General features: G+C 70.2%; 23 protein-coding genes. 11 read left to right on the top strand and 12 right to left on the bottom strand.

What is annotated here, in order from left to right; genetic code table 11:
• Window positions 1–38 precede the first annotated feature (38 nt).
• From OG801_RS12260 to OG801_RS12240, 5 genes are all read right to left on the bottom strand, one after another.
• Complete coding sequence (locus tag OG801_RS12260; protein WP_355017680.1) at window positions 39–1,322, bottom strand: choice-of-anchor P family protein; 1,284 nt, start codon at window positions 1,320–1,322, stop codon at window positions 39–41.
• Window positions 1,323–1,587: 265 nt separating this feature from the next.
• Window positions 1,588–2,646 (bottom strand): hypothetical protein, encoded by a 1,059-nt coding sequence (locus OG801_RS12255; RefSeq protein WP_406035904.1) that lies wholly within the window; start codon window positions 2,644–2,646, stop codon window positions 1,588–1,590.
• Window positions 2,647–2,817: 171 nt separating this feature from the next.
• A complete protein-coding gene (locus OG801_RS12250; RefSeq protein WP_406035903.1) occupies window positions 2,818–3,681 on the bottom strand; it encodes an HpcH/HpaI aldolase/citrate lyase family protein in 864 nt (287 codons plus the stop codon).
• Window position 3,682: 1 nt separating this feature from the next.
• Entirely contained in the window at window positions 3,683–4,753 is a 1,071-nt protein-coding gene (locus OG801_RS12245; RefSeq protein ID WP_406035902.1) for an HpcH/HpaI aldolase/citrate lyase family protein, read from the bottom strand.
• Window positions 4,754–4,810: 57 nt separating this feature from the next.
• On the bottom strand, window positions 4,811–4,945 hold the full coding sequence (locus tag OG801_RS12240) for a hypothetical protein (RefSeq protein ID WP_355017684.1): 135 nt from the start codon (window positions 4,943–4,945) through the stop codon (window positions 4,811–4,813).
• 70 nt (window positions 4,946–5,015) lie between these two features.
• Here OG801_RS12240 and OG801_RS12235 point away from each other — a divergent pair, with 70 nt between their 5' ends.
• The gene (locus OG801_RS12235; protein WP_406035901.1) at window positions 5,016–5,984 is read left to right on the top strand and encodes a GlxA family transcriptional regulator; all 969 of its coding nucleotides are present in this window, start codon (window positions 5,016–5,018) and stop codon (window positions 5,982–5,984) included.
• Between the two features lie 4 nt (window positions 5,985–5,988).
• Here the strand turns inward: OG801_RS12235 and OG801_RS12230 are convergent, their stop codons facing one another.
• The 4 genes from OG801_RS12230 to OG801_RS12215 are packed head-to-tail and all read right to left on the bottom strand — an operon-like array spanning window position 5,989 to window position 10,645.
• Window positions 5,989–6,531: a DUF1992 domain-containing protein gene (locus OG801_RS12230; protein WP_406035900.1), complete on the bottom strand. Its 543-nt coding sequence runs from the start codon at window positions 6,529–6,531 to the stop codon at window positions 5,989–5,991.
• A gap of 25 nt (window positions 6,532–6,556) precedes the next feature.
• On the bottom strand, window positions 6,557–7,996 hold the full coding sequence (locus OG801_RS12225) for an MFS transporter (protein ID WP_406035899.1): 1,440 nt from the start codon (window positions 7,994–7,996) through the stop codon (window positions 6,557–6,559).
• Complete coding sequence (locus OG801_RS12220; protein ID WP_406035898.1) at window positions 7,993–9,297, bottom strand: M20/M25/M40 family metallo-hydrolase; 1,305 nt, start codon at window positions 9,295–9,297, stop codon at window positions 7,993–7,995. The genes OG801_RS12225 and OG801_RS12220 overlap by 4 nt, the downstream gene beginning before the upstream one ends.
• Window positions 9,298–9,349: 52 nt before the next feature.
• Entirely contained in the window at window positions 9,350–10,645 is a 1,296-nt protein-coding gene (locus OG801_RS12215; RefSeq protein ID WP_406035897.1) for a C39 family peptidase, read from the bottom strand.
• A 96-nt stretch (window positions 10,646–10,741) separates the two neighbouring features.
• On the opposite strand from OG801_RS12215, the gene OG801_RS12210 reads away from it, so the two are divergent.
• Complete coding sequence (locus OG801_RS12210) at window positions 10,742–11,890, top strand: GTPase (RefSeq protein WP_355017690.1); 1,149 nt, start codon at window positions 10,742–10,744, stop codon at window positions 11,888–11,890.
• Window positions 11,891–11,899: 9 nt separating this feature from the next.
• Here the strand turns inward: OG801_RS12210 and OG801_RS12205 are convergent, their stop codons facing one another.
• Window positions 11,900–12,388: a helix-turn-helix domain-containing protein gene (locus tag OG801_RS12205; RefSeq protein WP_355017691.1), complete on the bottom strand. Its 489-nt coding sequence runs from the start codon at window positions 12,386–12,388 to the stop codon at window positions 11,900–11,902.
• A gap of 109 nt (window positions 12,389–12,497) precedes the next feature.
• Here OG801_RS12205 and OG801_RS12200 point away from each other — a divergent pair, with 109 nt between their 5' ends.
• Window positions 12,498–13,166, top strand: a complete 669-nt coding sequence (locus OG801_RS12200; RefSeq protein ID WP_406035896.1) for a dihydrofolate reductase family protein — start codon at window positions 12,498–12,500, stop codon at window positions 13,164–13,166.
• Window positions 13,163–13,693, top strand: coding sequence for a dihydrofolate reductase family protein (locus OG801_RS12195; protein ID WP_406035895.1), 531 nt, complete (start codon window positions 13,163–13,165; stop codon window positions 13,691–13,693). Before OG801_RS12200 ends, OG801_RS12195 begins: the two co-directional genes overlap by 4 nt.
• Before the next feature lie 19 nt (window positions 13,694–13,712).
• Here the strand turns inward: OG801_RS12195 and OG801_RS12190 are convergent, their stop codons facing one another.
• Window positions 13,713–14,141 (bottom strand): peptidoglycan-binding protein, encoded by a 429-nt coding sequence (locus tag OG801_RS12190; RefSeq protein WP_406035894.1) that lies wholly within the window; start codon window positions 14,139–14,141, stop codon window positions 13,713–13,715.
• A gap of 136 nt (window positions 14,142–14,277) precedes the next feature.
• On the opposite strand from OG801_RS12190, the gene OG801_RS12185 reads away from it, so the two are divergent.
• Window positions 14,278–15,171, top strand: coding sequence for an SDR family NAD(P)-dependent oxidoreductase (locus tag OG801_RS12185; RefSeq protein WP_406035893.1), 894 nt, complete (start codon window positions 14,278–14,280; stop codon window positions 15,169–15,171).
• Between the two features lies 1 nt (window position 15,172).
• Here the strand turns inward: OG801_RS12185 and OG801_RS12180 are convergent, their stop codons facing one another.
• Entirely contained in the window at window positions 15,173–15,769 is a 597-nt protein-coding gene (locus OG801_RS12180) for a nitroreductase family protein (protein WP_355017696.1), read from the bottom strand.
• 166 nt (window positions 15,770–15,935) lie between these two features.
• Between OG801_RS12180 and OG801_RS12175 the strand changes: the two genes are divergently transcribed.
• The 6 genes from OG801_RS12175 to OG801_RS12150 all read left to right on the top strand — a co-directional run bounded on the left by OG801_RS12175 (window position 15,936) and on the right by OG801_RS12150 (window position 23,890).
• Window positions 15,936–16,058, top strand: coding sequence for a hypothetical protein (locus OG801_RS12175; RefSeq protein ID WP_350659950.1), 123 nt, complete (start codon window positions 15,936–15,938; stop codon window positions 16,056–16,058).
• Window positions 16,059–16,197: 139 nt separating this feature from the next.
• On the top strand, window positions 16,198–19,107 hold the full coding sequence (locus OG801_RS12170) for an AAA family ATPase (RefSeq protein ID WP_406035892.1): 2,910 nt from the start codon (window positions 16,198–16,200) through the stop codon (window positions 19,105–19,107).
• Window positions 19,108–19,197: 90 nt separating this feature from the next.
• A complete protein-coding gene (locus OG801_RS12165; RefSeq protein WP_176883792.1) occupies window positions 19,198–19,338 on the top strand; it encodes a hypothetical protein in 141 nt (46 codons plus the stop codon).
• Window positions 19,339–19,397: 59 nt separating this feature from the next.
• Entirely contained in the window at window positions 19,398–22,328 is a 2,931-nt protein-coding gene (locus tag OG801_RS12160; protein WP_406035891.1) for an AAA family ATPase, read from the top strand.
• A 69-nt stretch (window positions 22,329–22,397) separates the two neighbouring features.
• Complete coding sequence (locus OG801_RS12155; protein WP_406035890.1) at window positions 22,398–22,988, top strand: hypothetical protein; 591 nt, start codon at window positions 22,398–22,400, stop codon at window positions 22,986–22,988.
• A gap of 50 nt (window positions 22,989–23,038) precedes the next feature.
• Entirely contained in the window at window positions 23,039–23,890 is an 852-nt protein-coding gene (locus OG801_RS12150; protein ID WP_406035889.1) for an aldo/keto reductase, read from the top strand.
• The last annotated feature ends 4 nt before the right edge of the window (window positions 23,891–23,894 follow it).

Genomic DNA, 23,894 nt, shown 5'->3' with positions numbered 1-23,894 from the left:
CGGGCCGTTTCTTAGGACAGCCTCAGTGGATCAAGGCCTCACTTGTTGGCGTTCACCTTGAACTTCGCGTGACCGATGTTGACGACCGTCTTGGTGCCCTCGGTCGCGTCGAGGAGCGTCAGCCGCAGGGCGACGACCTCGACCAGGTTCTTGCTGCGCTCGACGACGACCTTGGTCTCGATCTTGGCCAGGCCGGGGATGTCGACGCGGGAGAGCGCCGACTCGAGCTGGGCGAGGGAGACCTTCTGCTTGCCGATGTAGATGTCACCGAACTTGGTGCCCGAGATGGACGTCGTCGAGCCCTTGCCCTTGACGAAGTTCGCGTTCGCCTGGGCGCGGATGGCCTCGATGCGGATCGCGCCGTCGCCGATGTTGACGTTGGCGACCTCACCGAAGGTGTAACCCCCGGCGGTGGTGCTGGTCTGGTTCGAACGCTGACCGCTCGTGAGGCCCTTGACGTCCACGATGTCGCCGACCTCGCCCAGCGGGACGTGGCCGATGGACTTGGTCTTCAGCTTGCCCTTGGTGCCGGCGCAGCCGGCATTGGTCAGCGGGTTCTTGCCGACCTGGACGGCACCGCCGAGAGCGGAGGCGTCGACGGAGTTGGAGAAGCCGGAGAAGACGCCGGAGAACGCCTGGCCGTTGATCTCGGCGCGGGAGCGACCGACGATGACCTCGGAGTCGGTGCCGTGGAGCTTGATCCAGATGCCGTTGGCGTAAGCCTCGGCGCCGTCGGCGTTGGTCTTCTCGACGGTGTTGCCCAGACCGATGGTGGCAATGCCCGGGATGACGAGCGGCTTGTCGCGGCCGGGGATCGGAAGGTCGATCTTCTGGCCGGGGCCGGCCGGGTCGAGGACCACGTGAGCGATCTTGGCCTTGGAGTCGGCCTTGTAGCCCTTGCCGTCCCACCAAGCCTGGGACACCGAGCTGAGACCCTCGACGGTGACCTTGCCCAGCGGGCTCTTGTCGAGCACGACGTCGGCGATCTTGTGCTCCGAGATGGACTTGACCGTCGAGCCGGACTTGACGGTGCGCTGCTTGGTGGTGGTCGCGCCGATCGTGCCGAGGCCGGGCACCTTGGCGCCGGCGGTGTTGTTGTTGACGTCGTAACCAGCCTTACGGGTGCACCCGATGGTCTGGTATCCGAGGTCTCCCGAGTTGGCCGGGATGCTTCCACCGGTCACGCGGCTGCCGAATCCGGCGGCGAACATCCCGAAGGAGGTGTTCGTCAGCGCGGCCTGTGAGGGCGCCGGCACAACCAGGACTGCGCCGACGACGGCGGCAGCGGCTGCGGACAGCGCGAACGTACGGATGTTACGCATTGTTGGTTGGACTCCGATTCTGCGGTGGGGATCCCCCAAGATCCCCGCAACGGGGCCGTGCCACCTGCCAGATCCGGGGGAACCTGGCGCACTCCCGAGTTAAGGGGTGGCACATCGCTCAAACGAGAGAAAACCACGGAAGTTATCGGGACGGAGGTCCTATTTCTAGATGGCCCGTCCTTGTCATGGGTAACCCACCCGGGCATACGCAAACGGGGCCGTGACCTCGGATGAGGTCACGGCCCCGTTCTGGGCCACTCGATGACTACGGGGTCAGGTCGAGCTTGATTCCGGTGAGACCGTCGATGACGCCCGTCACCGTGTCGAGCACCGGGGCGACCACGTTCTCGCCCAGCGACGGCTGCGTCGGCACGGGGGTCGGTTCGGGTTCGGGCTCCGGCTCGGGCTGCGGAGCGGGCTCCGGGGCCGGCTGCGGGGCCGGTTCGGGAGCGGGCGCCGGGTCCTTGTCGGACAAGGTGTCCCCGCTGCGCGGGGTGGAGACCGCCCCGCTGGAGGAGTGAGCGCCACCGTAGGTCTCGGCGCTGGAGGGCGCGTCGTAGTCGCCGTTGGAGTGCTTGCCGCCGGAGGTGGTGCCTGGGGCTGCGGGGGAGAACGGGGACGTCTTCTCCGGGGCGATCACGCCGGGGGCGTCGATGACCTTCTGGTCGGCGATGTCGACCACGGGTACGGCGTCGTACTGGCCGGCGTGGGCTTTGGCCTGCGTGGTCTCGAGGTCCGGTCCGACGTTGGCCTGGGCGAAGGCGCCGATGCCGGCCGAGGCGATCGCCATCGCGGCGAGCGGCAGCAGCACGGCCTTCTTGTTGCGGGCGCGGCTCTTCGGAATCCGCTGTTCCTCGACCACGCCGTTCCTGGTCGGCACCTGCGCGGCGGCGTACGACGGCATCGCCGGGTTGGCGAACGTCACCGGCCCGGCAGGGTGGAACTGCTGTGCCGTGTAGGGGCTCGGCTGGTAGGCGTACTGCGGCAGCTGGGGGTGCGGAGGCACTGGGCGCTGGTAGGTGGCCCGCGGCGGCTGGGGGTAGCCGCCATCGGAATGTCGCAGGACGAGCGCCGTGCCGGGCTGCGGCTGTGGTGCGTACGGCGTGTGATGCGGTCGCACTCGCTCCACGGCTGGGTTCGTCTTGGGATTGGTGAACCACGACTCGTCCGCCGGCGACAACCCCTCGAGAGCGCGGCGGGCGATCTCGAGGGGTTCGGGCGCGGTGTCGTTCGTGGGGAGCATCGGTGTGGCGGGGTGTCGAGCCGGCGTGGGTGGGACGTTCGAGTGGTCCCCCGTCGCGGGCCGACGATTCGCTTCAGTCATCTGACGCTGTCTCCTGAGCGCGTAGCGAGTGTCGGTTGTGTCGCGCAGCACGTAACGGAACCAGAATCTCGACCGCTTGTCACCTTCTTCTCAGAAAAAAGTTACTGACAAGGCCAAATGGGCTCAGGAGGTAACGAGGGAGATACACCTAGGGGTATATCTCCCTGTGGATTACAACGCTGCGATGGCCTCGGCGATGCTCAGCGTGCGCCGCGCGGACTCGACGTGGAGGTTCTCCACCATCTTGCCGTTGTAGGTCACCACGCCACCGTCGCTCGCCTCCCAGGTCTCGATGAGGCCCTTGGCGTCGGCCACCGCCTGCTCGCTGGGCGCGAAGCCTGCGTTGGCGCCCTCGACCTGGGCGGGGTGGATCAGGGTCTTGCCGTCGAACCCGAAGATCCGGCCCTGCTCGACCTCGGCCGCGTAGCCCTCGGCATCCTTCACGTTGTTGTAGACGCCGTCGAGGATGACCTTGCCGCTCGCGCGCGCGGCGAGCACGGCCAGCTGGAGGCTGGTGACCAGGTTGGCGCGGGCCGGGACGTGGTCGACGTACAGCTCCTTGACCAGGTCGTTGGTGCCCATGACGAGCACCGTCAGCCGCTCGGAGGCGGAGGCGATCTCCTCGGCGTGGAGGATGGCGTACGGGCTCTCGATCATCGCCCAGAGCTTGGTCTGCTCCGGGACGCCGGCCTGCTCGAAGGCCGCGACGAGGTCGTGCACCTGCTGGGCGCTGTTGACCTTGGGGACCACGATCGCGTCGGGTCCTGCCTTGGCGGCGGCGGCCAGGTCGTCGGCGTGCCACTCGGTGTCGGCGCCGTTGATGCGGATGGTGAGGTACTTGTTGCCGTACTCGCCCGATGTCACGGCCGCGGCCGCGTTCTCGCGCGCCTCCGGCTTGGCGTCGGGGGCGACGGCGTCCTCGAGGTCGAGGATCAGCGCGTCGGCGGTGATCGTCTTGGCCTTCTCGAGGGCACGCGTGTTGGAGCTCGGCATGTAGAGAACCGAGCGCAGGGGGCGGAAGGTGGTCTCGGTCATCTCAGTCCTCGATCTCGATGGCGTCGTAGAGCTCCTTGAGCTTCGGGTCGATGGCGGCCAGCTCCTCGGCGAGGTCGACGAGCACGAGGCACTGCTTGAGGCTGGCGTCGTCCTCCATCTTGCCGTCGAGCATGACCGCGCCGGTGCCGTCGCCCATGGCGGCGACCACGCGACGCGCGTGCTTGATGTCCTCGACGCTGGGGGAGAAGACGCGGTTGGCGATCTCGATCTGCTTGGGGTGGAGGCTCCAGGTGCCGACGCAGCCGAGCAGGAAGGCGTTGCGGAACTGGTCCTCGGCCGCGACCACGTCGGTGATGTCGCCGAACGGGCCGTAGTAGGGGTAGATCCCGGCCGCGGCGCAGGCGTCGACCATCTTCGCGATCGTGTAGTGCCACAGGTCCTGCTGGAAGACCGTGCGGTTGCCGTGGATTTCGCCGTCGACCGGGTCCTGGCGGACCAGGTAGCCCGGGTGGCCGCCACCGACGCGGGTGGTCTTCATCTTGCGGTCGGCCGCGAGGTCGGCCGGGCCGAGGCTGATGCCCTGCATGCGCGGGGAGGCGAGCGCGATCTCCTCGACGTTGGCCACGCCGCGCGCGGTCTCGAGGATGGCGTGGATGAGGATCGGCTTCTGTACGCCGCCCTTGGCCTCGAGCTGCGCGAGCAGCCGGTCCACGTAGTGGATGTCCTCGGGGCCCTGCACCTTCGGCACCATCACGACGTCGAGCTTGTCGCCGATCTCGGTGACCAGGGTGACCAGGTCGTCGAGCACCCACGGGGAGTCGAGCGAGTTGATCCGGGTCCACAGCTGGGTCTTGCCGAAGTCAGTCTCGGAGGCGATCTTCACCAGACCCTCGCGTGCGGCGACCTTGTTGTCGGCCTTGACCGCGTCCTCCAGGTTGCCGAGGAGCACGTCGACGGTGCCGACCATGGCGGGCACCTTGGCCGCCATCTTCGGGTTCGACGGGTCGAAGAAATGGATCGCACGACTCGGCCGTGCCGGGATCTCCCGCAGTGGTGCGGGAGCGCCCACCGCCAACGGTGCGAAGAAGTCCTTGGGGCTCTTGTGACTCATGCCGGTCACCCTAACGGCCGGCGGTTACCGGCCGGTAGGCGTCTCGGCTTGTAACGATCACGACCGACGTCGGGAGGGATGGTCCTTCGGAACCTGGGCGCCGTGACGGATCCGGGCGCCGGCGTCGAATCCGGCGAGGACGGAGCGGACGGTGGCGCGGACCTTGCTGGGGTTCTTCTTGTAGTTGGTCATGACTCCAGCGTGCTCTCGCGGAGCGCTGAGGAGGAGTGGCAGGATTGACTAAGAGTGATAGATTCTTGCCATGCCTGTGAAGCCGTCCATCGCCATCCCGATCGTCGACGGGATGACCCTGTTCGAGATCGGGATGCCGCTCGAGGCGCTCGGCTACGACTGGGACCACGACGCCAGCCCGCTCTACGACGTGGTGCTGTGCGGCGATCTGCGTGGGGTGCGCGTCCACGGTGGACCGCGGCTGACGCCGCAGCGGCCGATGGCCGCGCTGGCCGAGGCCGGAACGGTCCTGGTCCCGGCGATCCGACCGGGCGAGCCGGTCAGTCCGACACTGGTCCGGGAGCTGCGCCGCGCCGCCGCGGGCGGTGCCCGGATGGTCTCGCTGTGCACCGGTGCCTTCGCCCTTGCCGAGGCGGGGCTGCTCGACGGTCGCCGCGCCACGACCCACTGGCGGTGGGCGGAGCTGTTCCGGCGTACGTTTCCGCAGGTCGACCTCGACCCGCGGGCGATCTACGTCGACGACGGCGTGCTGACGAGTGCGGGCTCGGCCGCAGGTCTGGACCTGTGCCTCCACCTGATCCGTACCGACCACGGCCAGCATGCCGCCAACACGATCGCCCGCAACCTGGTCATCGCCTCGCACCGCGACGGCGACCAGGCACAGTACGTCGCTGCCGACCCGCTCACCGAGCAGGCCCACTGGCTCGACGAGCTGCGCACCTGGCTCCGGGCCAACCTGCACGAGGACATCACTCTCGAGCGTCTGGCGGCGGCCGCCGCGGTCTCCCCGCGCACCCTCGCCCGGCGCTTCGAGCGCGACCTCGCCACCACCCCGATGCGCTGGGTCACCGCCGAGCGCATCGCGGTCGCCAAGACCCTCCTCGAGACCACCGACCTGCCGATCGAGCGGATCAGCCACGAGTCCGGCTACTACTCACCGGTGACCTTCCGGGCGGGCTTCACCGCGGAGGTCGGCGTGACTCCGGGGCGCTACCGATCGCGGTTCTCGCGTCGCGAGCACGATCGCGAGATGAGCTGACCGCTCAGCCGCGGCGCCACCAGCGGCGCTTCCGGCGCTGCTGCCGGCTGCGTACTTCCTTGGCGGCTGCCACTCGGGCGGCGCGGCGGTCGCGCCAGGCATCGAGCGTGGCGTCGACGTCACGGGGCATGGTGATCAGCGGCGGGCCCTCGGGCGCGCCATAGCGGGCCGCGATGACGCGCTCGTTGAACTCCTCGATGATCCTGCGGGCGCCGTCCTCGGTGGTCTGGGTGTCGAGGAGATCGTCGAGCTCGGCGTCGTCCTTGCGGAGCTGGACGGACCGGGGGAGCACCACGATCTGCTCGCGCTCGATGAGCTGCTTGACCCACCAGTCGGGATCGTGGTCGCGGTCGAGGTTCTTGATCGGCTTGCCGGCGCCGGGCAGGTCGTCGAACTCGCCGCGCTGGATCGACTGCTGCACCTGGAGGTCGACCCACTTGGTCTGGTTCTCGATCCGGGCGGCTGCCGCCGCCTTGCTTGCAGTGTCGGAGAGAGGGGGCACCTCCGTCTCCGGGCGCTCCTCGGGCCGGTCCTCGCTCGTGTGCATGTGATCACCTCCAGCGCGGCAAAGTTTACCCAGCGCTGGTCGCGCGGCGGGGCAGCAGGAGCAGCAGACCGGCGACGAGGGCGGTGACGCCGCACACCGCCCACACCGTGAGGTAGCCCGAGAGCGGCGCGTGCGCCTCGCCGGTGATCGATCCGTCCGCAGCGAGCGCGATCGCGAAGACCGCGGAGGCGATGGCGCCGCCGACGGTCTTGGTGGCGTTGGTCATGCCGGTCGCGAACGCGGTGCGGGAGGACGGCGCGGCCGCGGCGGCGGCCGCCGGCAGCGAGGCGACCAGGGCACCCGAGCCGAGCCCGACGACGGCCATGTTGAGGAGTCCCTGGCCGGTGGAGTCATGGAACGGGAGCCACATCAGATAGCCGGTGGCGACCAGGAAGCAGGCGACCGCCTGGGCCCGCACCGGCCCGAGGAACCGCGCCCACAGCGGCAGGGTGAAGGCGGAGATCGCCATCGCGATGACGTACTCCGCGATCAGCAGCGACACGAACGACGCGTCCGCGCCCAGCCCGAAGCCGGCCTCGGCGGGATCGGTGCGCGCGAAGGTCGACAGCGGGATCTGCGCTCCCAGCACCGACATCCCGAACAGGAACGCGGTCAGCTGGATCGGCCATTGCCCGCGCGAGACCAGCAGACGTACGTCGATCAGCGGCTCGGGCCCGCCGGCATCGTCCAGCGCGGTCTCGATGCGCCAGAACGGGACCAGCGTGAGCAGCCCCAGGATCACGAGGGCCCAGGCGAGGAGAGACCCGGCCCCGAGGACGCGTACGCCGACCAGGCCGGCCATGACCAGGCCGAGCACGAGGGTCAGCACCGTCAGCCCGAGCCAGTCGAAGGCGCCGCCGCTGGTGCCGGAGTCGGGCTCGATGCCGACAGCGATGACGACGAAGACAGCGGTCACGGCCACGGCCGGGAAGGAGAGGATCGCCCACATCGGGAGCACCCCGACGAGGGCGCCGGCGGCGATCGCGCCGATGATCACCGAGAGCTGCAGCGCGCCGACCAGGACACCGGCGGCCCGACGGGTCAGGGCGGTGTCGCCGCCCGTGCGCTTGTGGACGATGGCGACCTCGAGCGGCAGCCAGATGACGTAGGCGCCCTGGATCGACCAGGCGACCAGGAACGAGCCGAAGTCGGGAGCGACCACGGTCCACCAGGTGGCGAGCGCGGTGATCCCGGTCGCCAGCAGGAGCACCTTCTTGTGACCGATCAGGTCGCCGAGCCGGGCGAGCGGCGGCACGCACAGCGCGGAGACGATCAGCTGCCCGGCCTCGAGCCAGTTGAGGTCGGCGTCGGAGACGCCGAGATGGTCGGCGAGATCGGAGAAGATCGGGGTGTAGTAGCCCTGCAGGATGCCGCTGGCGAACTCGACGGACACCAGGAAGCCGACGATCACCCAGATTCCGCGCGCGGCCTTCTCGACGCCGGTGCGCTGACTTTCGGTGGTCACAGTGACTCGATCAACCTTCGGTAGAAGCGGATCCCGTCGAGGTAGTCATCGACCCTGATGTTCTCGTCGGCGGCGTGGATGGTGGCCCGCTGGGCAGCGGTCATCCGGAACGGCGCGAACCGGTAGACCCGGTCGCTGATCTCGTAGAAGAAGCGGGAGTCGGTCGCGGCCATGACCGTGTAGGGAGCCGGCACGGCCTCCGGGAAGATCTCCGCGATGGTGTCGGTGACCAGCGAGAACGCCTCGTCGCGAGGCGAGACCGGCGACGGCTCGCCGGCCCGGACGACCTCGATCTCGACCTGCTTGTCGCCGATCGCGGCACGCAGCCGCTCGACGACCTCGGCGACCGTCTCGCCGACCATGATCCGCAGGTTGACCCCGGCCGAGGCGGCCGAGGCGATGACGTTGGCCGCCGGGCTGCCCTCGAGCGTCGTGATCGCCACGGTGGTGCGGGTCAGCGCGGCCGGCTCGGGTCCGAGCCGGGTCAGCAGCCGAGCCAGAGCCGGCGCCAGCCGGCCGGCGTTGGCCAGCACGGGTCGCATGGGCTTGGCTGCGTACGGGGCGATCTGCTCGAACATCTCGACCGTCGGAGCCGGCAGCCGGACCGGCATCGACATCCGGTCGAGCCGGGTGATCGCGCGGGCCAGCCGCGCGGTCGGACCGTTCTGGCGTGGGGTGGAGGAGTGGCCGCCGTCGCCGGTCACCTTGAGGCGTATGTCGGTGGTGCCCTTCTCGGCGACGCCGACGACCCCGATCGGCGCCGCGACGCCCGGGAACGCGTCGAAGGCGACCGCGCCACCCTCGTCGAGCACGAACCACGGCTCGACCCCCTGGTTCCGGAGCTCCTGGACCGCCGCCCGCGCGGCCGCGCCGGTCGTCTCCTCGTCGGAGCCGAACGACAACCACACGTCGTACGCCGGCTCGAACCCGTCCGTGAGCAGCCCCTCGACCGCGGCGCAGATCGCAACCAGCTGCCCCTTGTCGTCGAGGGTGCCGCGCCCGTGGATCACCCCGTCGACGATCTCGCCGCCGAACGGGTCGTGGGTCCAAACGCCGGCGATCGGGACGACGTCCTGGTGGGCCATCAGCACGACCGGATTCTCGGCCGAGGAGCCGGGCCAGCGGAAGAGGAGCCCGTGCTCGCCGACCGGGGTGAGGTCGAGGGTCGCGTGCAACAGCGGGAAGTGCTCGCGCAGCGCCTCGTGGAGCTGCTCGAATGCCTGGGTCTCTGCGCCGGAGCCGTCGTTGACGGTCGGGGCTCGAAGTGCGGCCTGAAGAGCGGCGACGGCATCGAGTGTCATGGCCGCAACCTAGTCGGCGACGGTGGCGTGGATCACCGCGGTGGCGTCTCCGTCACCAGTTTGTAGCCTTCTGTGCGCCGGGCAGCCGCACGTCGCGCGGGTGGATGACGTAGGTGATCCCGTCGGTCGAGGTCTGCCAGACCCGCTCGAAGTTCTCGCGGGTGTAGACGTTGCGCACCTCGTCGTTGGAGGAGTGGTTGGGGTCGTAGACGATCGGGTCGCCCTCGGCGGTGAAGCCGCCGATGACCAGCAGGTGGCCGTCGGTGCCGTAGCCCGACTCCGGCATCTCCTCGAACTCCCAGTTGGCGGAGACGACCAGCGGGAAGCCGGCCGCCACCAAGGCCTCGGCCTCGGCCAGCGAACGCAGCCGGGTCACGAACCCGTCCAGGCCCCAGCGGCCGGCGTAGGCGGTGTTGAACGGCCAGTTGCCCGCGCCCTCGTAGGCGTAGTCCCAGGTGTTGATCGCGGCGTAGGCGACCTGCGGGTCGCCGTTGGGCGCCTCGATGTCCGTCAGCTCGCCCGCCGGGACCTCGTGACCCCAGTGGTACTGCACCATCGTCGTCGAGGTCGGTGAGCACCAGACCTGGCCGCCGCCACCGAAGTCCGGGTATTCGCCGCGGTGGATGTTCTGGCTGAACGGCGGGACACGGAGGTCGATCGCGTCGTCGAGGGTCGGTGTGCTGGTGCCGGGGTAGGCGGAGTCGGGCAGGTATTCGTTGGTCAGCGTCGAGACCGTTCGCAGGCTGGGGGAGACGGTCGCGCCCTCGGGGCGCAGCAGGGTGACCCTGGTCTGGAACGCCTCGGGCTCCTTGCCGGTCCTGGCGACGTACGTGTCGGTGTAGAGCGCCGCGTCGGTGTCGCTCTGTCCCTCGACGGAGGTGCGGTGGATGTCGCCGGCCGCGAAGTCGTCGCCGGCCGTCCAGCGACCCATCACGAACCACTTCGTCCAGGTGCCGTCCGCCTTCCGGCCGCGGAACCGGATCTCGGCCCAGGTGCCGGTCGGGGTGTCGACGTCCCACGAGGTGACCGACTCGTCGATCGGGTATCCGGTCTTCACCACGGGCGAGGTCCAGGTGCCGTACTCGTAAATCTTCGCCGAGCCGTCGCCGAACGGGTCGGCATAGGCCGTCGTCTCGCTGCCGCGGCCGATCCGGAGGGTGCCGTGCCGGTCGGGGCGCAGGTTGCTCGACCTGCCCTTCGCGAAGTCTTCGAGACTGTTCCACCGGGTGAGGGTGATATCGGTGGACTGGGTCCCCGGCTCGGCCGCGTGGACCGGAGTCGTGGGCGCGACCAGGACGACTGCGGCGGCGAGGGCGGCAACGTACGCGAGGCGAGACCGTGGGCTCATGCCCGGCACGCTATTCCTCCTCGGAGGCCCCTGCCATGACAATTCAGGTGTCCGACTCCCCGGAAACTTCGCTGCGGGCTGGCATCCTTGGTCGACGTGAACAACTTCGCATCCGACGGCTGGTTCAAGGACGAGTTCCACAAGAGGTATTCCGAGTCGGCCAAGGAGATCGGCCGGTTCAACCTCGCCGTCTTCGGCAAGACCGGGGTCGGCAAGTCGACGCTGGTCAACGCCGTCTTCGGGGCGGAGGTGGCGAAGACCGGGATCGGCGAGCCGGTGACGAAGGAGTCGACGCTCTACCTACACACCAGCGGCTTCTTCGGGCTGCTCGACACCCAGGGCCTGGAGATCGGCATCGAGGGCGACCGGGTGATCAAGGATCTCGCCAAGCTGATCCAGGAGCGACGCCGCAAGCCGCAGTCCGAGCAGATCCACGTCGCCTGGTACGCCGTACGTTTCGCCGACCGCCGCTTCGAGGACACCGAGGCCGCGTTCATCCAGAAGCTCGCCGACCTGGGGCTGCCGGTCGTGCTGGTGATGACCCAGGTGCCGACCTCGCCGACCGGTGCCTTCCACCCGGACGCGGTCGAGTTCGCCCAGCAGATCGACGCGCGGGGACTGCCCGTGCACGGGGCGCGGGTCTACCTGACCAACGCCAAGGCCGACGACTTCTCCGGCCAGCAGGTCCACGGGCTGCAGGAACTCGTTGATGCCACCTTTCGATGCGCGCCTGCAGGGGTCGAGGAGGCCCTCACCGCGGCGCAGAGGGTGGATCTCAAGCGTAAGCAGGAGCAGGCGAACACCGTGATCGCGGGTGCCGCGACGGCGGCCGGGGCGGCCGGCGCCACTCCGATCCCGTTCTCCGACGCGGTCGTCCTGGTGCCGATCCAGCTCGGGATGATGGCGCGCATCTCGGCGATCTACGGCATCGAGGTGGACAAGGCCGCGATGGCCTCGATCGCGGCCACCGCGGCCGCCACCCAGGCCGGCCGCACCGTGGCCGGCAACCTGCTCAAGATGATCCCCGGGTTCGGCACCGTCGGCGGTGGGGCGATCAACGCCACCGTCGCGGCGGGCTTCACCGGCGCGATCGGCGCCGCCTGGTCGGCCGTCTGCGTCAAGCTCGGCGAGGGCAAGCTGCGCGGGGTCAACGGGGCCCTGGACACCGAGAGCATCAGGACGCTCTTCCTCGACGAGCTGAAGAACCAGATCTCGAGGCTGAAGCTCCACGGCAAGGAGAAGTGAGGCCTCGGCTCACTCCGCCATGGCCGCCTCGTACGCCGCGGCGAGCTGCTCGCTCGCCCGCGGGGCGTCCGGGTCGGGCCGCGGCGTCCCCAGGTGGAGCTCGCGCAGCTCGTCCATGAACGACGCCACCATCTCGGGGCCGGCATCGCGCAGCAGCTCGGCACGGACCCGGAGCTGCCGGGTGCCGTCGCGGTGGGCGAGCCCCCAGTTGCCGAGGGCGACCATGATCGGCAGCGTCTGGATGCCTGCCTCGGTCAGCGCGTAGGCGGCCTTCTGGCCGCGGCCGGCCTCTTCCTTGGTGAGCAGGCCGCCGTCGACGAGCTTCTTCAGCCGGCTGCTGAGGATGTTGGACGCGATGCCCTCCTCGGAGCTGCCGAGCAGCTCGCGGAAGTGGCGACGGTTTCCGAACATCACGTCGCGCAGCACGATCACCGACCAGGGGTCCCCGAAGACCTCCACGGCTGCGTTGATCGGGCACCCCGATCTGGGCTGGCTCACTCGGTGTCTCCTGCACTCGGAAATAGTGGTTGCAATCTGCAATCGGAAAGTCTACCCTCGACGCCAGTGATTGCAAAGTGCAATCACTCTTGATTCGAGGGAGATCGACATGTCACGCGTACGTGCTCACAACATCGGCATCTCGCTGGACGGCTTCGCCACCGGCGAGGGCCAGAGCCTGGAGGCTCCGTTCGGTCACGCCGGCCACCGGCTGTTGGAGTGGTTCTTCCCGACCGCGACGTTCCAGGCCGCCACCGGCGTTCGGGAGCGCGTCGAGGTAGACCCGGCCGCCGAACCCGACGACGTCTTCGCCAGGCGGTCCTGGGAAGGCATCGGTGCCGAGATCATGGGTGCCGGCAAGTTCGGTCCTCCCGGATGGCAGGACGACGCCGACTGGACCGGCTGGTGGGGAGTGGAGCCGCCGTTCCACACACCCACCTACGTCCTGACGCATCAGCCCCGCGAGTCGATCGAGAAGAAGGGCGGCACCGTCTTCCACTTCCGCGACGCGCCCATCGAAGAGGTGCTGGCCGAGGCGCAGGAGGCAGCCGCCGGCCAGGACGTACGCATCGGCGGCGGGCCGTCCTCGCTCCGGGACTTCCTGGCAGCCGGTCTCGTCGACCACCTGCACGTCGCCGTCGTCCCGATCATCCTGGGCTGTGGCGTACGGCTGTGGGAGGGGTTGGAGGCGCTGGAGGACGGCTACGAGGTGGCCTCGACCACCACGCCGAGCGGCGTCACCCACGTCACCTTCGACCGGACGGATGCGGCCCGATGAGTGGGAAGGTGCTGTGGCACTTCTCCATGTCGCTCGACGGGTTCGTCGACGGACGCGAGCCGGGGATGGCGTGGCTGAGCGACGTCACCGGCCCACCCGGTGTCGAGGAGGCGTACTCCTCGCAGCTCGGCGCCGTCCTGGGTGGGCGCAACGGTCACGACGCCTACCCCGACGCGATGCCGTACGGCGACTGGCAGGGGCCGGTCTTCATCCTCACCCACCATCCCGAGGACGCCCGGCCGCAGGAGCACGTCACCTTCCTCAGCTGCGACGTCGGCGAGGCGCTGCGGATCGCGATCGAGGCGGCCGACGGGAAGAACGTCGAGGTCCATTCCGCCGACATCGGCCGCCAGCTCCTCGAACGCGGCCTGATCGACCAGATCGACCTGCACGTCGCGCCGGTCCTCCTGGGCGACGGCATCCGCCTCTACGAGAACCCCGGCGGCGAGCCGATCCGGCTGCACAACCTCATCGGCGACGATCCGCACCTGGAGGTCGACCTCCGCTACGCGCCGGTGCGCCCGTGACGCCCTGGGGTCGGCGGTCTCAGACCCGGCAACCGGCCGCGCGAGCGACGGCGAAGGGGTAGGACTGCGCCGGGCCGGTGCCGTAGTAGTACGGCGAGCACAGGTAGGCCCAGGTCCTGGGGCCGACGATGCCGTCCACCACCACCGAGGAGTCCCAGTAGCGCCACGACGTCTGACGCGCGACCACGGCCTGACGCGTCAGGTTGCCGTACGCTCCGTCGACCGCCAGGTCGATGCCGGGCTGCCAGTTGAGCAGCGTCTGGATGTAGCTGACACACGTGCCGTTGCCGCCGTAGGAGTAGTTGTACGACGTGCAGGTCGCGGCGTGGGCCGGGGTCGGGGCCGCAAGACCGCTGACGGCTGCGCCGGTGATCGCGATGAGGGTCGCGGAGACGATCCCGGCGATCCGCCGCTTCCACGTACGCGGGACGATGCTGGTGGTTGACATGTTCTCTCCTGGGATCGTGCGGTGGTGTCGGCTTCGGGCCGACATCTCGACGCGTCACGCTAAACGCCTCATACCCGGGCCGGCACCCAACGAATCCGCGGAAACGAACCCCAGTCGAGGTCGCTAGGGTGCGGGAGTGGTCAGCCTGTTCTCGCTTCCGCTCCTGCAGACGCCGCGCGCCCGGGTGGCGCGCACGATCCGGGCCGTGACCGGTGCTCCCGGCCCTCTCGCGGGCCGCACGGTGCTGATCACCGGCGCCAGCTCCGGTATCGGTGAGGCGACGTCGTACGCCGCGGCTCGACGTGGCGCGCACGTGCTCCTCGCCGCCCGCCGGGCCGAGGAGCTCGAGCGGGTGCGGAAGACCATCGAGGAGAGCGGCGGGCGGGCGTCGACCTACCTCGTCGACATGGCCGACGGTGACTCGATCGACTCGCTGGTGGAGCAGCTGCTCGCCGAGCACGGGGCGGTCGACTACCTGGTCAACAACGCCGGCCGGTCGATCCGGCGGTCGCTGGAGCTGACCCACGACCGCTTCCACGACTTCGAGCGGATGATGGCGGTGAACTACTTCGGCGCGGTGCGGCTCACGATGGGCCTGCTGCCGGCGATGCGCGCCCAGCGGTTCGGCCACGTGGTCAACATCGTCACCTGGGGCAACCAGATCAAGGCCCCGAAGTTCGCGGCCTACATCGCCGCGAAGTCGGCCCTCGACGTGTTCGGTCGGATCCTGAGCCGCGAGGCCTACTTCGAGAACGTGACCTGCACCAACATGCGCGTCGCGATCGTGCGTACGCCGATGATCGCCCCGACCGCCGAGTACGAGGGCCGAGGCGAGAGCCCCGAGGAGTGCGCCGAGCGCGTCGTCCGGGCCCTCGAGGACCGGCCGGTGACGGTCGACGGCGCCTTCGGCTCGGTCTACGAGGTCCTCAACATCGTCACGCCGCGGCTGGCCGATCTCGCGATGGCGGTCTCGCATGTTCGTGGGTCGGACTCCGTTGCCGCCCGCGGGGCGGCTCGGACCACGGACTGAGTCACCAGCGACCGCGGTGGACGACGTCCTCCAGCGGGGTGCGCTTGCGGCGGGTGGGGGAGCCCTTGGCGCCGCCGGAGGCGGGGTGGCCGATGGTGACGGCGCCGATCGGGTCGAAGGCGTCGGGGATGTCGAACGCCTTGCGGACCGCGGCGTCGGACTCCGGCGGGATGCCGAAGTAGAGGGCGCCGAGGCCCTCGTCGACCACGGTCTGCAGGATCAGCATGGTCGCCATCGCGGTGTCCATGTGCCAGAACGGCATCGGCCAGTGGGCCTCGTCGCGGTCGGTCCAGCCCTTGTCGGGCTGCGCGTACCGGTCGAGGTAGGCCGCCTTGGAGGAGCACGGGATCACGATCACCGGGGCCTGCATCATCCCGGTCAGCCAATTGTCGGGGTTGTCGACGTCGGCCGTCGCCTCCCAGTAGCGGCGTACGTCCTCGGGGTTGTCGAGCACGAGGAACCCCCAGCCCTGGGAGAAGCCGGCCGACGGCGCCCGGGTGGCGTTGTGCAGGATCTTGTCGATCACCGCCGGGTCCACCGGATCGCCGGTGTAGTTGCGGACCATCTTGCGGCGACGTACGACCTCGGAGAACTCCATAGGCCCAGTGTCCCGTCTAAGGCGCGGAGCGCCTGCCCTAGGTCGGAAAGTAAGGCGCCCGGGTCGGTAAGTAGGGCGCGCGACCGATTCGGGTGCCTACCTCAGCGGAGGAGTGTTCTCGATGTCAGCAGGACATCCCAGCAGGACAACTCACCAGGAGATCGAGATGTACAGCACCGTAGGTTACGAAGCAGAGGTCAAGTACCGCCGCCAGCAGATCCAGAAGGACCTGGCCAAGCGCCAGCGGGCCAGCGAGGCTCGTCAGGCGCGACGCAACCGCACCCGCTGAGATGCGGGCGCGGGACCATCAACGCCGAGCAGGAGAGATCCCGCTCGGCGTTGCTTCATGTCCAGGGCACGGCAGTCTCGACCCCTGGGCCGACCCCTGGGCCGAGCCGGTGTTGTCGGAAGGCGCGATGATTGCGCCCATGGCGCAGAGTGCCGAGAGGCTGGTCGGACGTGATGCCGACCTGGAGACACTGGCGGGGCTGGTGGGGCTGGACGGCACCGCACAGCCGGGCGGACGTAGGCATGTCCTCCTCGCGGGCGACGCCGGTGTCGGAAAGACCCGGATCCTGCGCGAGCTCCGCGGCCGTGCCGCCGCCGACGGCAGGCAGGTGCTGGTCGGCCACTGCCTCGACTTCGGCGACAGTGCCGAGGCCTACCTGCCCTTCACCGAGATCCTCGACAACATCACCACCGCGCTGCCCGACGTGGTCGCGCAGGTCGCCGACGTACATCCGGCGCTCCTGCGGATGGCGCCCGTGGCCCGTGCGCTCGGCGGGGCTGACACCGCCGTCCAGGAGGCGCTCGACCGGGGCAACCTCTTCGCCGCGATCCACTCACTCCTGGAGCGCGCGGCCGAGAAGGCGCCGCTGCTGGTCATGGTCGAGGACACCCACTGGGCCGACCAGTCCACCCGTGACCTGCTGACCTTCCTCTTCACCCGGCCGTTCGACGGCCCGGTCACGATCCTCGCCTCCTACCGCGCCGACGACCTCCACCGCCGTCACCCGTTGCGCCGCCAGCTCGCCGAGTGGACCCGGCTGCCGTCCGTCGAGCGGTTCCACCTCGGCCGGCTCTCGGACGATGACGTACGCATCCTGGTCGGTGAGCTCGCCGGTGACCTCACCGACGGGGTCGACGTCGAGAGCGTCGTACGTCGCGCCGACGGCAACGCCTTCTTCGTCGAGGAGCTGGTGCAGGCCGCCGGTGCCGACGAGCTGCCCTGGGACCTCGCCGACCTGCTCCTGATCAGGCTGGACCAGCTCGACGCGACCGCGCGCGAGGTGGTCGACACCGCCAGTGCCGCCGGGCGCGACGTCAGCGACGAGCTCCTCGAGGCCGTCGCCGGTCTCGACCGCGCCACCCTCGACGCCGGGCTGAGGCAGGCGATCGAGCGCGCGATCCTGGTGCCGCGCGAGGACGGCTACTACGTCTTCCGGCACGCGCTGCTCGGCGAGGCGGTCTATGACGACCTGCTGCCGGGGGAGCGGGTCCGGCTCCATCAGCGGTACGTCGAGGCGCTGAGCAGCGACCTCACGACCGGCAGCGCGGCCGGTCTCGCCCGTCACGCCCGTCTTGCCGGCGACCACGAGACCGCGCTCGCGGCCGGGATCGCCGCCGGTGACGAGGCGGCCGCCGCCGGTGGTCCCGACGAGGCGTCGCAGCACTATCAGCAGGCGATCGCCCAGCTCGCCGGTCGTGCCGACTCCGACCACGACACCCAGCGGCTCGTCGACCTGGTGGTCAAGGCCAGCGACGCGATGGTGGCCGCCGGGCACGCCGACAGGGCCGGAAAACTGGCCCGTGAGCAGCGGGAATCGCTCCCGGCCGACGCACCCGGCCTATGGCGCGCGCAGCTGATGACGGTCGAGATCGAGACCAGCTTCGCCTACGTCAACGACGTCCGGGTGGGGGCGCTCGCGGAGAAGGCGATGGCCGAGCTGCCCGAGGACGCCCCGCCGTTGGTGCGGGCGCGACTGCTCGCGGCGTACGCCCGGTCGCTGATGATCTACCGCCGTCACGAAGACGCCGAACGAGCCGGCCGGGAGGCGCTGGCGCTGGCCGAGGAGCTCGGCCGGACCGGCCTCGCCGCGGAGGTCGCGGCGACGCTGGCCGGGTCGTGGGGGCGTCCGCCTCAGCTGTGGATCGAGCCGCTCCGTGAGGCGGTGGCGCGGGCCGCCAAGGTCGGCGCGCTGCACCCGGAGTTCCGCGCCCGGCTCCAGCTCGCCTTCGCCCTCGACGCGGCCGACCGTCGCGACGAGGCCGGCGAGAGCTACCGCAGCGCCTTCGAGCTCAGCGTGGAGCGGGGCGTCCCCTGGGCGCCGTACGCCTTCGACGCCCGGATCGCCTGGCTCGACTACCTCCACACCGCCGGCCGCTGGGACGAGGCGCTCGCGCTGACCGACGCGTACGGCATCCCGCCGGTGCTGTGGCCGTGGCTGGAGTCCAAGCGGCTGATGATCGAGCAGGCCCGCGGCGCCGACGTCGGTGCTGAGGCCCGGCGGCTGCGGCCGTCGTGGAAGCAGGAGGTGGCCACCGCGAGCGAGTCGGCACCCGTGGAGATCCGGGCCGCCGCAGGTCGTGGAGACATCGACGGTGCGATCGAGGCCTACGACGCCGGCGTCGCGGCACTCACCACCGGCTGGGGAGAGTGGTTCGGCGCCCATGCCCGGCTCTCGGCGATCGCCGTCGGTGCGATCGGCTCCGCAGTCCCGGCCGTCCCCGTCGGTGCGCGCCCGCAGGTGATGGCGCAGGTGGACCGCATCCTCGAGGCCGGCACGCGGCCCGTCGAGACCGAGCAGCCCTGGGGGCTGGAGGGGCAGGCCTGGTCGGCGCGGCTGCGGGCCGAGGGGCTTCGTGCCCACTGGCTGGCCGGCATCTCCGTGCCCGAGCAGGCCGAGCTCGTCGAGGCGTGGCGCGAGACCGCGGCCGCCTTCGAGGCCTTCCCGCACGTCCACGAGCTCGCCTGGTCTCGGGTCCGGCTCGCCGAGATCCTTCGCGCCGGTGGCGACACCGCCGGCGCACGTGTGCTGGCTGACCAGGCCAGGGACGCGGCGAAGCGGCTCGGTGCTCGACCGCTCCTCGACCACCTGCTCACCCTCGGCACCACGCCACAGCGGTCGGCGGCCGGTCCCTCCGGCCAGCTGACCGCCCGGGAGAGCGAGATCCTCGCTCTGGTCGCCGCCGGACGCAGCAACGGCGAGATCGGCAAGCAGCTGTTCATCTCGACCAAGACCGTCTCGGTCCACGTCTCCAACATCCTGGCCAAGCTCGGCGCCTCCGGCCGCACCGAGGCAGCGGCCATCGGCCGCCGCCGGGGGCTCGTGGAGTGACGCTGATCACGCCCGAATGAGGCACCCCTGACGTACGCCTAAGGCAGGCGCCTCATGCGTGGCGCTACCTCAGGAGCCGAGTCTGGATGCATGACTTACACCAACCAGATCAGCTACGACGCCGAGCTGGCGTACCGCCAGCAGAGCATTCGCCGCGCGACCGCGGCCGACCGTCTCGCCCGCCAGGTGAGGCGCCGCCGTCCCCGCCGGATGGACTCGATACACAACTGAGTCCCCGGAGGTCGGTAATGCGGGAGAATCCCGGGCCCGGAGGCGCGATGATGGGGGACATGGCGCAGAGTGCTCGGTCCTTCGTAGGTCGCGACTTCGAGTTGCAGACCGTCAGTGGGCTGCTCGGAGTCGCCTCGACAGGCTCGACCCCCGATGCCCGACGGCAGCACGTCCTCCTCGCCGGCGACGCCGGCGTCGGCAAGACGCGCCTGCTCACCGCGCTGCGCGACAGTGCCGTCTCCGACGGCTGGCAGGTGCACGCGGGCCACTGCGTCGACTTCGGCGAGAGCGCCGTGGCGTACATGCCGTTCTCGGAGATCCTCGACCGCATCGTCGCGGACCTGCCCGACGTCGTCGAGCGGGTGGCGGCCGACTACCCGGCGCTGGCCAGGCTGAGGCCCGTACGCCGCGTGATGGGCGCCAACCAGGGAGCCGCCCCGACCGGCACCGACCGTGGGCAGCTCTTCGATGCCGTCCACACCCTCTTCGAGGCGGCCGCTGAGAAGGCGCCGTTGCTGGTCGTGGTCGAGGACACCCACTGGGCCGACCAGTCCACCCGCGACCTGCTGACCTACCTCTTCACCCGGCCCTACGTCGGCCCGGTCGCGATGGTCGCGTCCTACCGCGCCGACGACATCCACCGCCGGCACCCGCTGCGCCGCCAGGTCGGCGAGTGGGGCCGGCTGCCCGACGTCGAGCGGATCGTCCTCGAGCCGCTCTCCGACGACTCGGTGCGACTGCTGGTCCACGAGCTGGCCCCCGGCAAGGTCGACGCCGAACGAGTCGTACGCCGCGCCGAGGGCAACGCCTTCTTCGTCGAGGAGCTGGTGCAGGCCGGCTGCGACGAGGACCTCCCGGTCGACCTCGCCGACCTGCTGCTGGTGCGGCTCGACCGGCTCGACGGCTCGGCCCGGAGCGTGGTCCGCACGGCGAGCATCGCCGGGCGCCGGGTCACCCACGAGCTGCTCGCCGCGGTGACCGAGATGAAGACCGACGAGCTCGACGACGCACTGCGCACCGCGGTCGAGCAGAAGGTGCTCGAGCCGACCGGCTCGCGCTACACGTTCCGGCACGCGCTGCTCGCCGAGGCGGTCTATGACGATCTGCTTCCCGGCGAGCGGGTTCGCCTGCACGCCCGGTTCGCCGAGGTGCTGAAGGAGGCACCTGGTCTGGGTGCGGCCGCGGAGCTCGCGCTGCACGCCAAGCACGCCGGGGACCTCGCGACCGCGCTACGGGCTCGCATCGCCGCGGCCGAGGAGGCTCGCAGCGTCAGTGGCGTGGGCGAGGCGGCCCACCACTACGAGAGCGCGCTGGGTCTCGCCGCGGACCCGAAGGTCGCCCAGGCGGCCGCGGTCAACCTGGACCGGGTCTACGAGCGTGCCGCCGACACGCTCATCCTCGCCGGGCTGCCCTCACGGGCCGACGCGATCCTGGCCGAGCGTCTCGACGCCATCCCGGCCGGCCCGTCGGTGGGCCGCGCGCTGCTGCTGGCGACCCGGGCGGAGGCGGCCATCGCCATGGAGAACGGCGACCCGCTCACCCACTCCCACGACGCGATGGTCGCGCTCCCCGCCGACGCCGAGCCGAAGGCGCGGTGCGCGGTTCTCGCCGTGCGCACCCGGACGCTGGTCGCCTATCGCCGCAGCGAGGAGGCCGAGGCGGTCGGGCTGGAGGGCATCGAGATCGCCGAGCGGCACAGTCTCTCCAAGCTCGCCTCCGACATGGCCACCAGCCTGTCGATGCTCAAGGTCCGCACCCGCCGGGGTGGCGGCGACAAGGTCGAGGGCTTCCGCCAGGTGCTGCGCGAGACCATCGAGCAGGCGCGGCAGGTCGGTTCGACGTACGCCGTCAGCCGGGGATTGTTCGCGCTCGGCCGCTCCTATGACGAGGCCGGTGACTACGCGGAGGCGCTGAAGTGGTTCCGGGCGGTGCTCGATGACGCCGGCGGGGAGTCGCTGCAGTGGTCCATGTACCTCGCCGCGGCCCGAGCCGACATCGTCCGGATCCAGATGGTCCTGGGGGAGTGGGACGAGGCGCTCGCGCTGGCCGGCGGCAACCTGCCCGATGCGCCGCCGGTCCCGGTCGCGCTCCTCGACGTGCTCCGGATGATGATGGAGCAGGCACGGGGCGCGTCGGTCGGTGACGCCGCCGCGGAGCTGCGTCCGTTCTGGACCCAGGAGGGCCTGATCGCCCTCTACGGCTCGATCGTGGAGATGACCGCGTCGGCCCGTGGCGGCGACCCCGAGGGAGTGCTCGGGGTCTACGCGGACGCGGTAGAGACGCTCTCCCAGTTCTGGACCGAGTGGTTCGGCGGCCGGGTGCGGCTGGCGGTCGTGGCCGCCTCCGGGATCGCGCAGATGCTGCCTTCGCTGCCGGCCGCGCGCTGGCCCGCGTTGGTGGAGGCCGTCGACGGGCTGCACAGCGACGGCGAGCAGGTGGTCGCGCAGTACGAGCCCGGAGAGTGGGGCCCAGAGGGACGCTCCTGGACCGCTCGGCTGGAGGCGGAGGTGCTCCGCGTCCACTGGCTGGCCGGCATCGACGCCCCGCCTCAGGAGTCGCTGCTGGCGGCATGGGAGCGCGCCGAGCAACAGGTCGAGGCCTACGGCGATGTCCCAGGTCTGGCCGCCGTCCGGACGACGTACGCCACCATCCAGCGGGCCACGGGCGACGTGGCCGGCTCGCGGGTGACCGCCGACAAGGCCCGGACGACCGCGAAGCGGCTCGGGCTGCAGCCGTTGCTCGACGAGCTGAGATCGCTCGGCGCGACGGCGGTCAAGCAGCAGCAGGCGACGTCGACGTCGCTGACGCCGCGGGAGAGCGAGATCCTGACGCTGGTGGCCGCGGGACGCAGCAACGGCGAGATCGGCAAGCAGCTGTTCATCTCCACGAAGACGGTCTCCGTGCACGTCTCCAACATCCTCGGGAAGCTGGGCGCCGGGAGTCGCACGGAGGCGGCCGCCATCGCGCGCCGCCAGCAGCTGATCAGCTGAACCTGTGGTGCTCGACAGGAACGTGTGGCTCAATTGTCACCATCACCACGGGCGGGTCGAGGAGCAGATGTGAAGCAGGGCGGGCAGCACCCGATCGCAGCCGGAGTCACGGCGCTCGTCGCGGTCGCGGTCGGGGTGGGGCTGATCATCGGGATCGGGATGTTTCTCGGTGCCAACATCCTTGGCCTCGGTGGCGGCGGTGCCGCCGACGACCAGGCCACCGACCCGGATGCGGGTGCCTCGCTCTACGCTCCGTCGCCGAAGCCGACCAAGACCGCGAACGGGCCGGCGATCACACTCGACTCTTCGCCCACGAGCACTCCGGAGAAGCAGGCGGCCTCCACGAGCCCGTCGCCGTCCAAGACCGTCGAGGAGAAGCCGGCGAAGAAGGAGATCACCCTCCAGGCCGGAATCGTCCAGGCGAAGCCGATGGAGCGGATCGACCTCACCGGGATCTACCCGCGCGGCGAGGGCGCCATCCTCCGCCTGGAGCGCAACGACGGCCAGGGCTGGGAGGAGTTCGGGATCCCGGACGTACGAGTCACCGGCGAGCAGTTCTCCACCCCGATCCAGTCCGGCCGGATCGGGAAGCACAAGTTCCGGATGAAGGACATCGACACCGGCACGTACTCCAACGTGGTGACCGTGACGATCGGCTGAGATCGAACCGGGGATGGAATAGGCCATCGCACGCTTGGTTGTATGGGGATATGACGGTTCCCACGATCAAGCTCAATGACGGCACTTCGATCCCGCAGTTCGGTCTCGGCGTCTGGCAGGTTCCGCTGGACGAGACCGAGCAGGTGGTGAGCCAGGCTCTCGAGGTCGGCTACCGCCACATCGACACCGCGCAGATGTACCAGAACGAGGCCGGAGTCGGCGCCGCGCTGAAGAGCGCCGGACTCGCCCGCGAGGACGTCTACGTCACCACCAAGCTCAACAACTCCCAGCACGACCCGGTCAACGCGAAGGCATCGCTGGAGAGGTCCCTGGAGCTGCTCGGCCTGGACCGCGTCGACCTGTTCCTGATCCACTGGCCGCTGCCGACGCAGTACGACGGGACGTACGCGAAGACGTGGGAGGCCCTCGTCGGCCTCCGCGAGGAGGGCCTGACCACCTCCGTCGGCGTCTCCAACTTCCAGCCCGACCACCTCGACAAGATCGTCGCCGAGACCGGCGTCGCGCCTGCGGTCAACCAGATCGAGGTCCACCCCTACTTCGCCAACGAGGCCGCGCGCGCCGCCACCCTGGGCCACGGCGCGAAGGTCGAGTCGTGGTCCCCGCTCGGGCAGGGCGGCGGCGAGCTCGCCGACCCGGTGGTCGCCGAGATCGCCTCCGCCCACGGCAAGTCGCCCGCCCAGGTCCTGCTCCGCTGGCAGATCGACCGTGGCGACATCGTCTTCCCCAAGTCCGTACGCCGCGAGCGGCTCGAGGAGAACCTCGCGATCTTCGACTTCGAGCTGAGCGCCGACCAGGTCACCGTCCTCGCCGCCCTCGACAAGGGCGAGTCCGGTCGCTCCGGCCCCAACCCCGACACCTTCGACTGGATCCCGTCCTTCTGATCCC

It is taken from the genome of Nocardioides sp. NBC_00163, assembly GCF_045206295.1.
Lineage (GTDB): Bacteria > Actinomycetota > Actinomycetes > Propionibacteriales > Nocardioidaceae > Nocardioides.
This window is presented reverse-complemented; position numbering and strand designations above follow the sequence as displayed.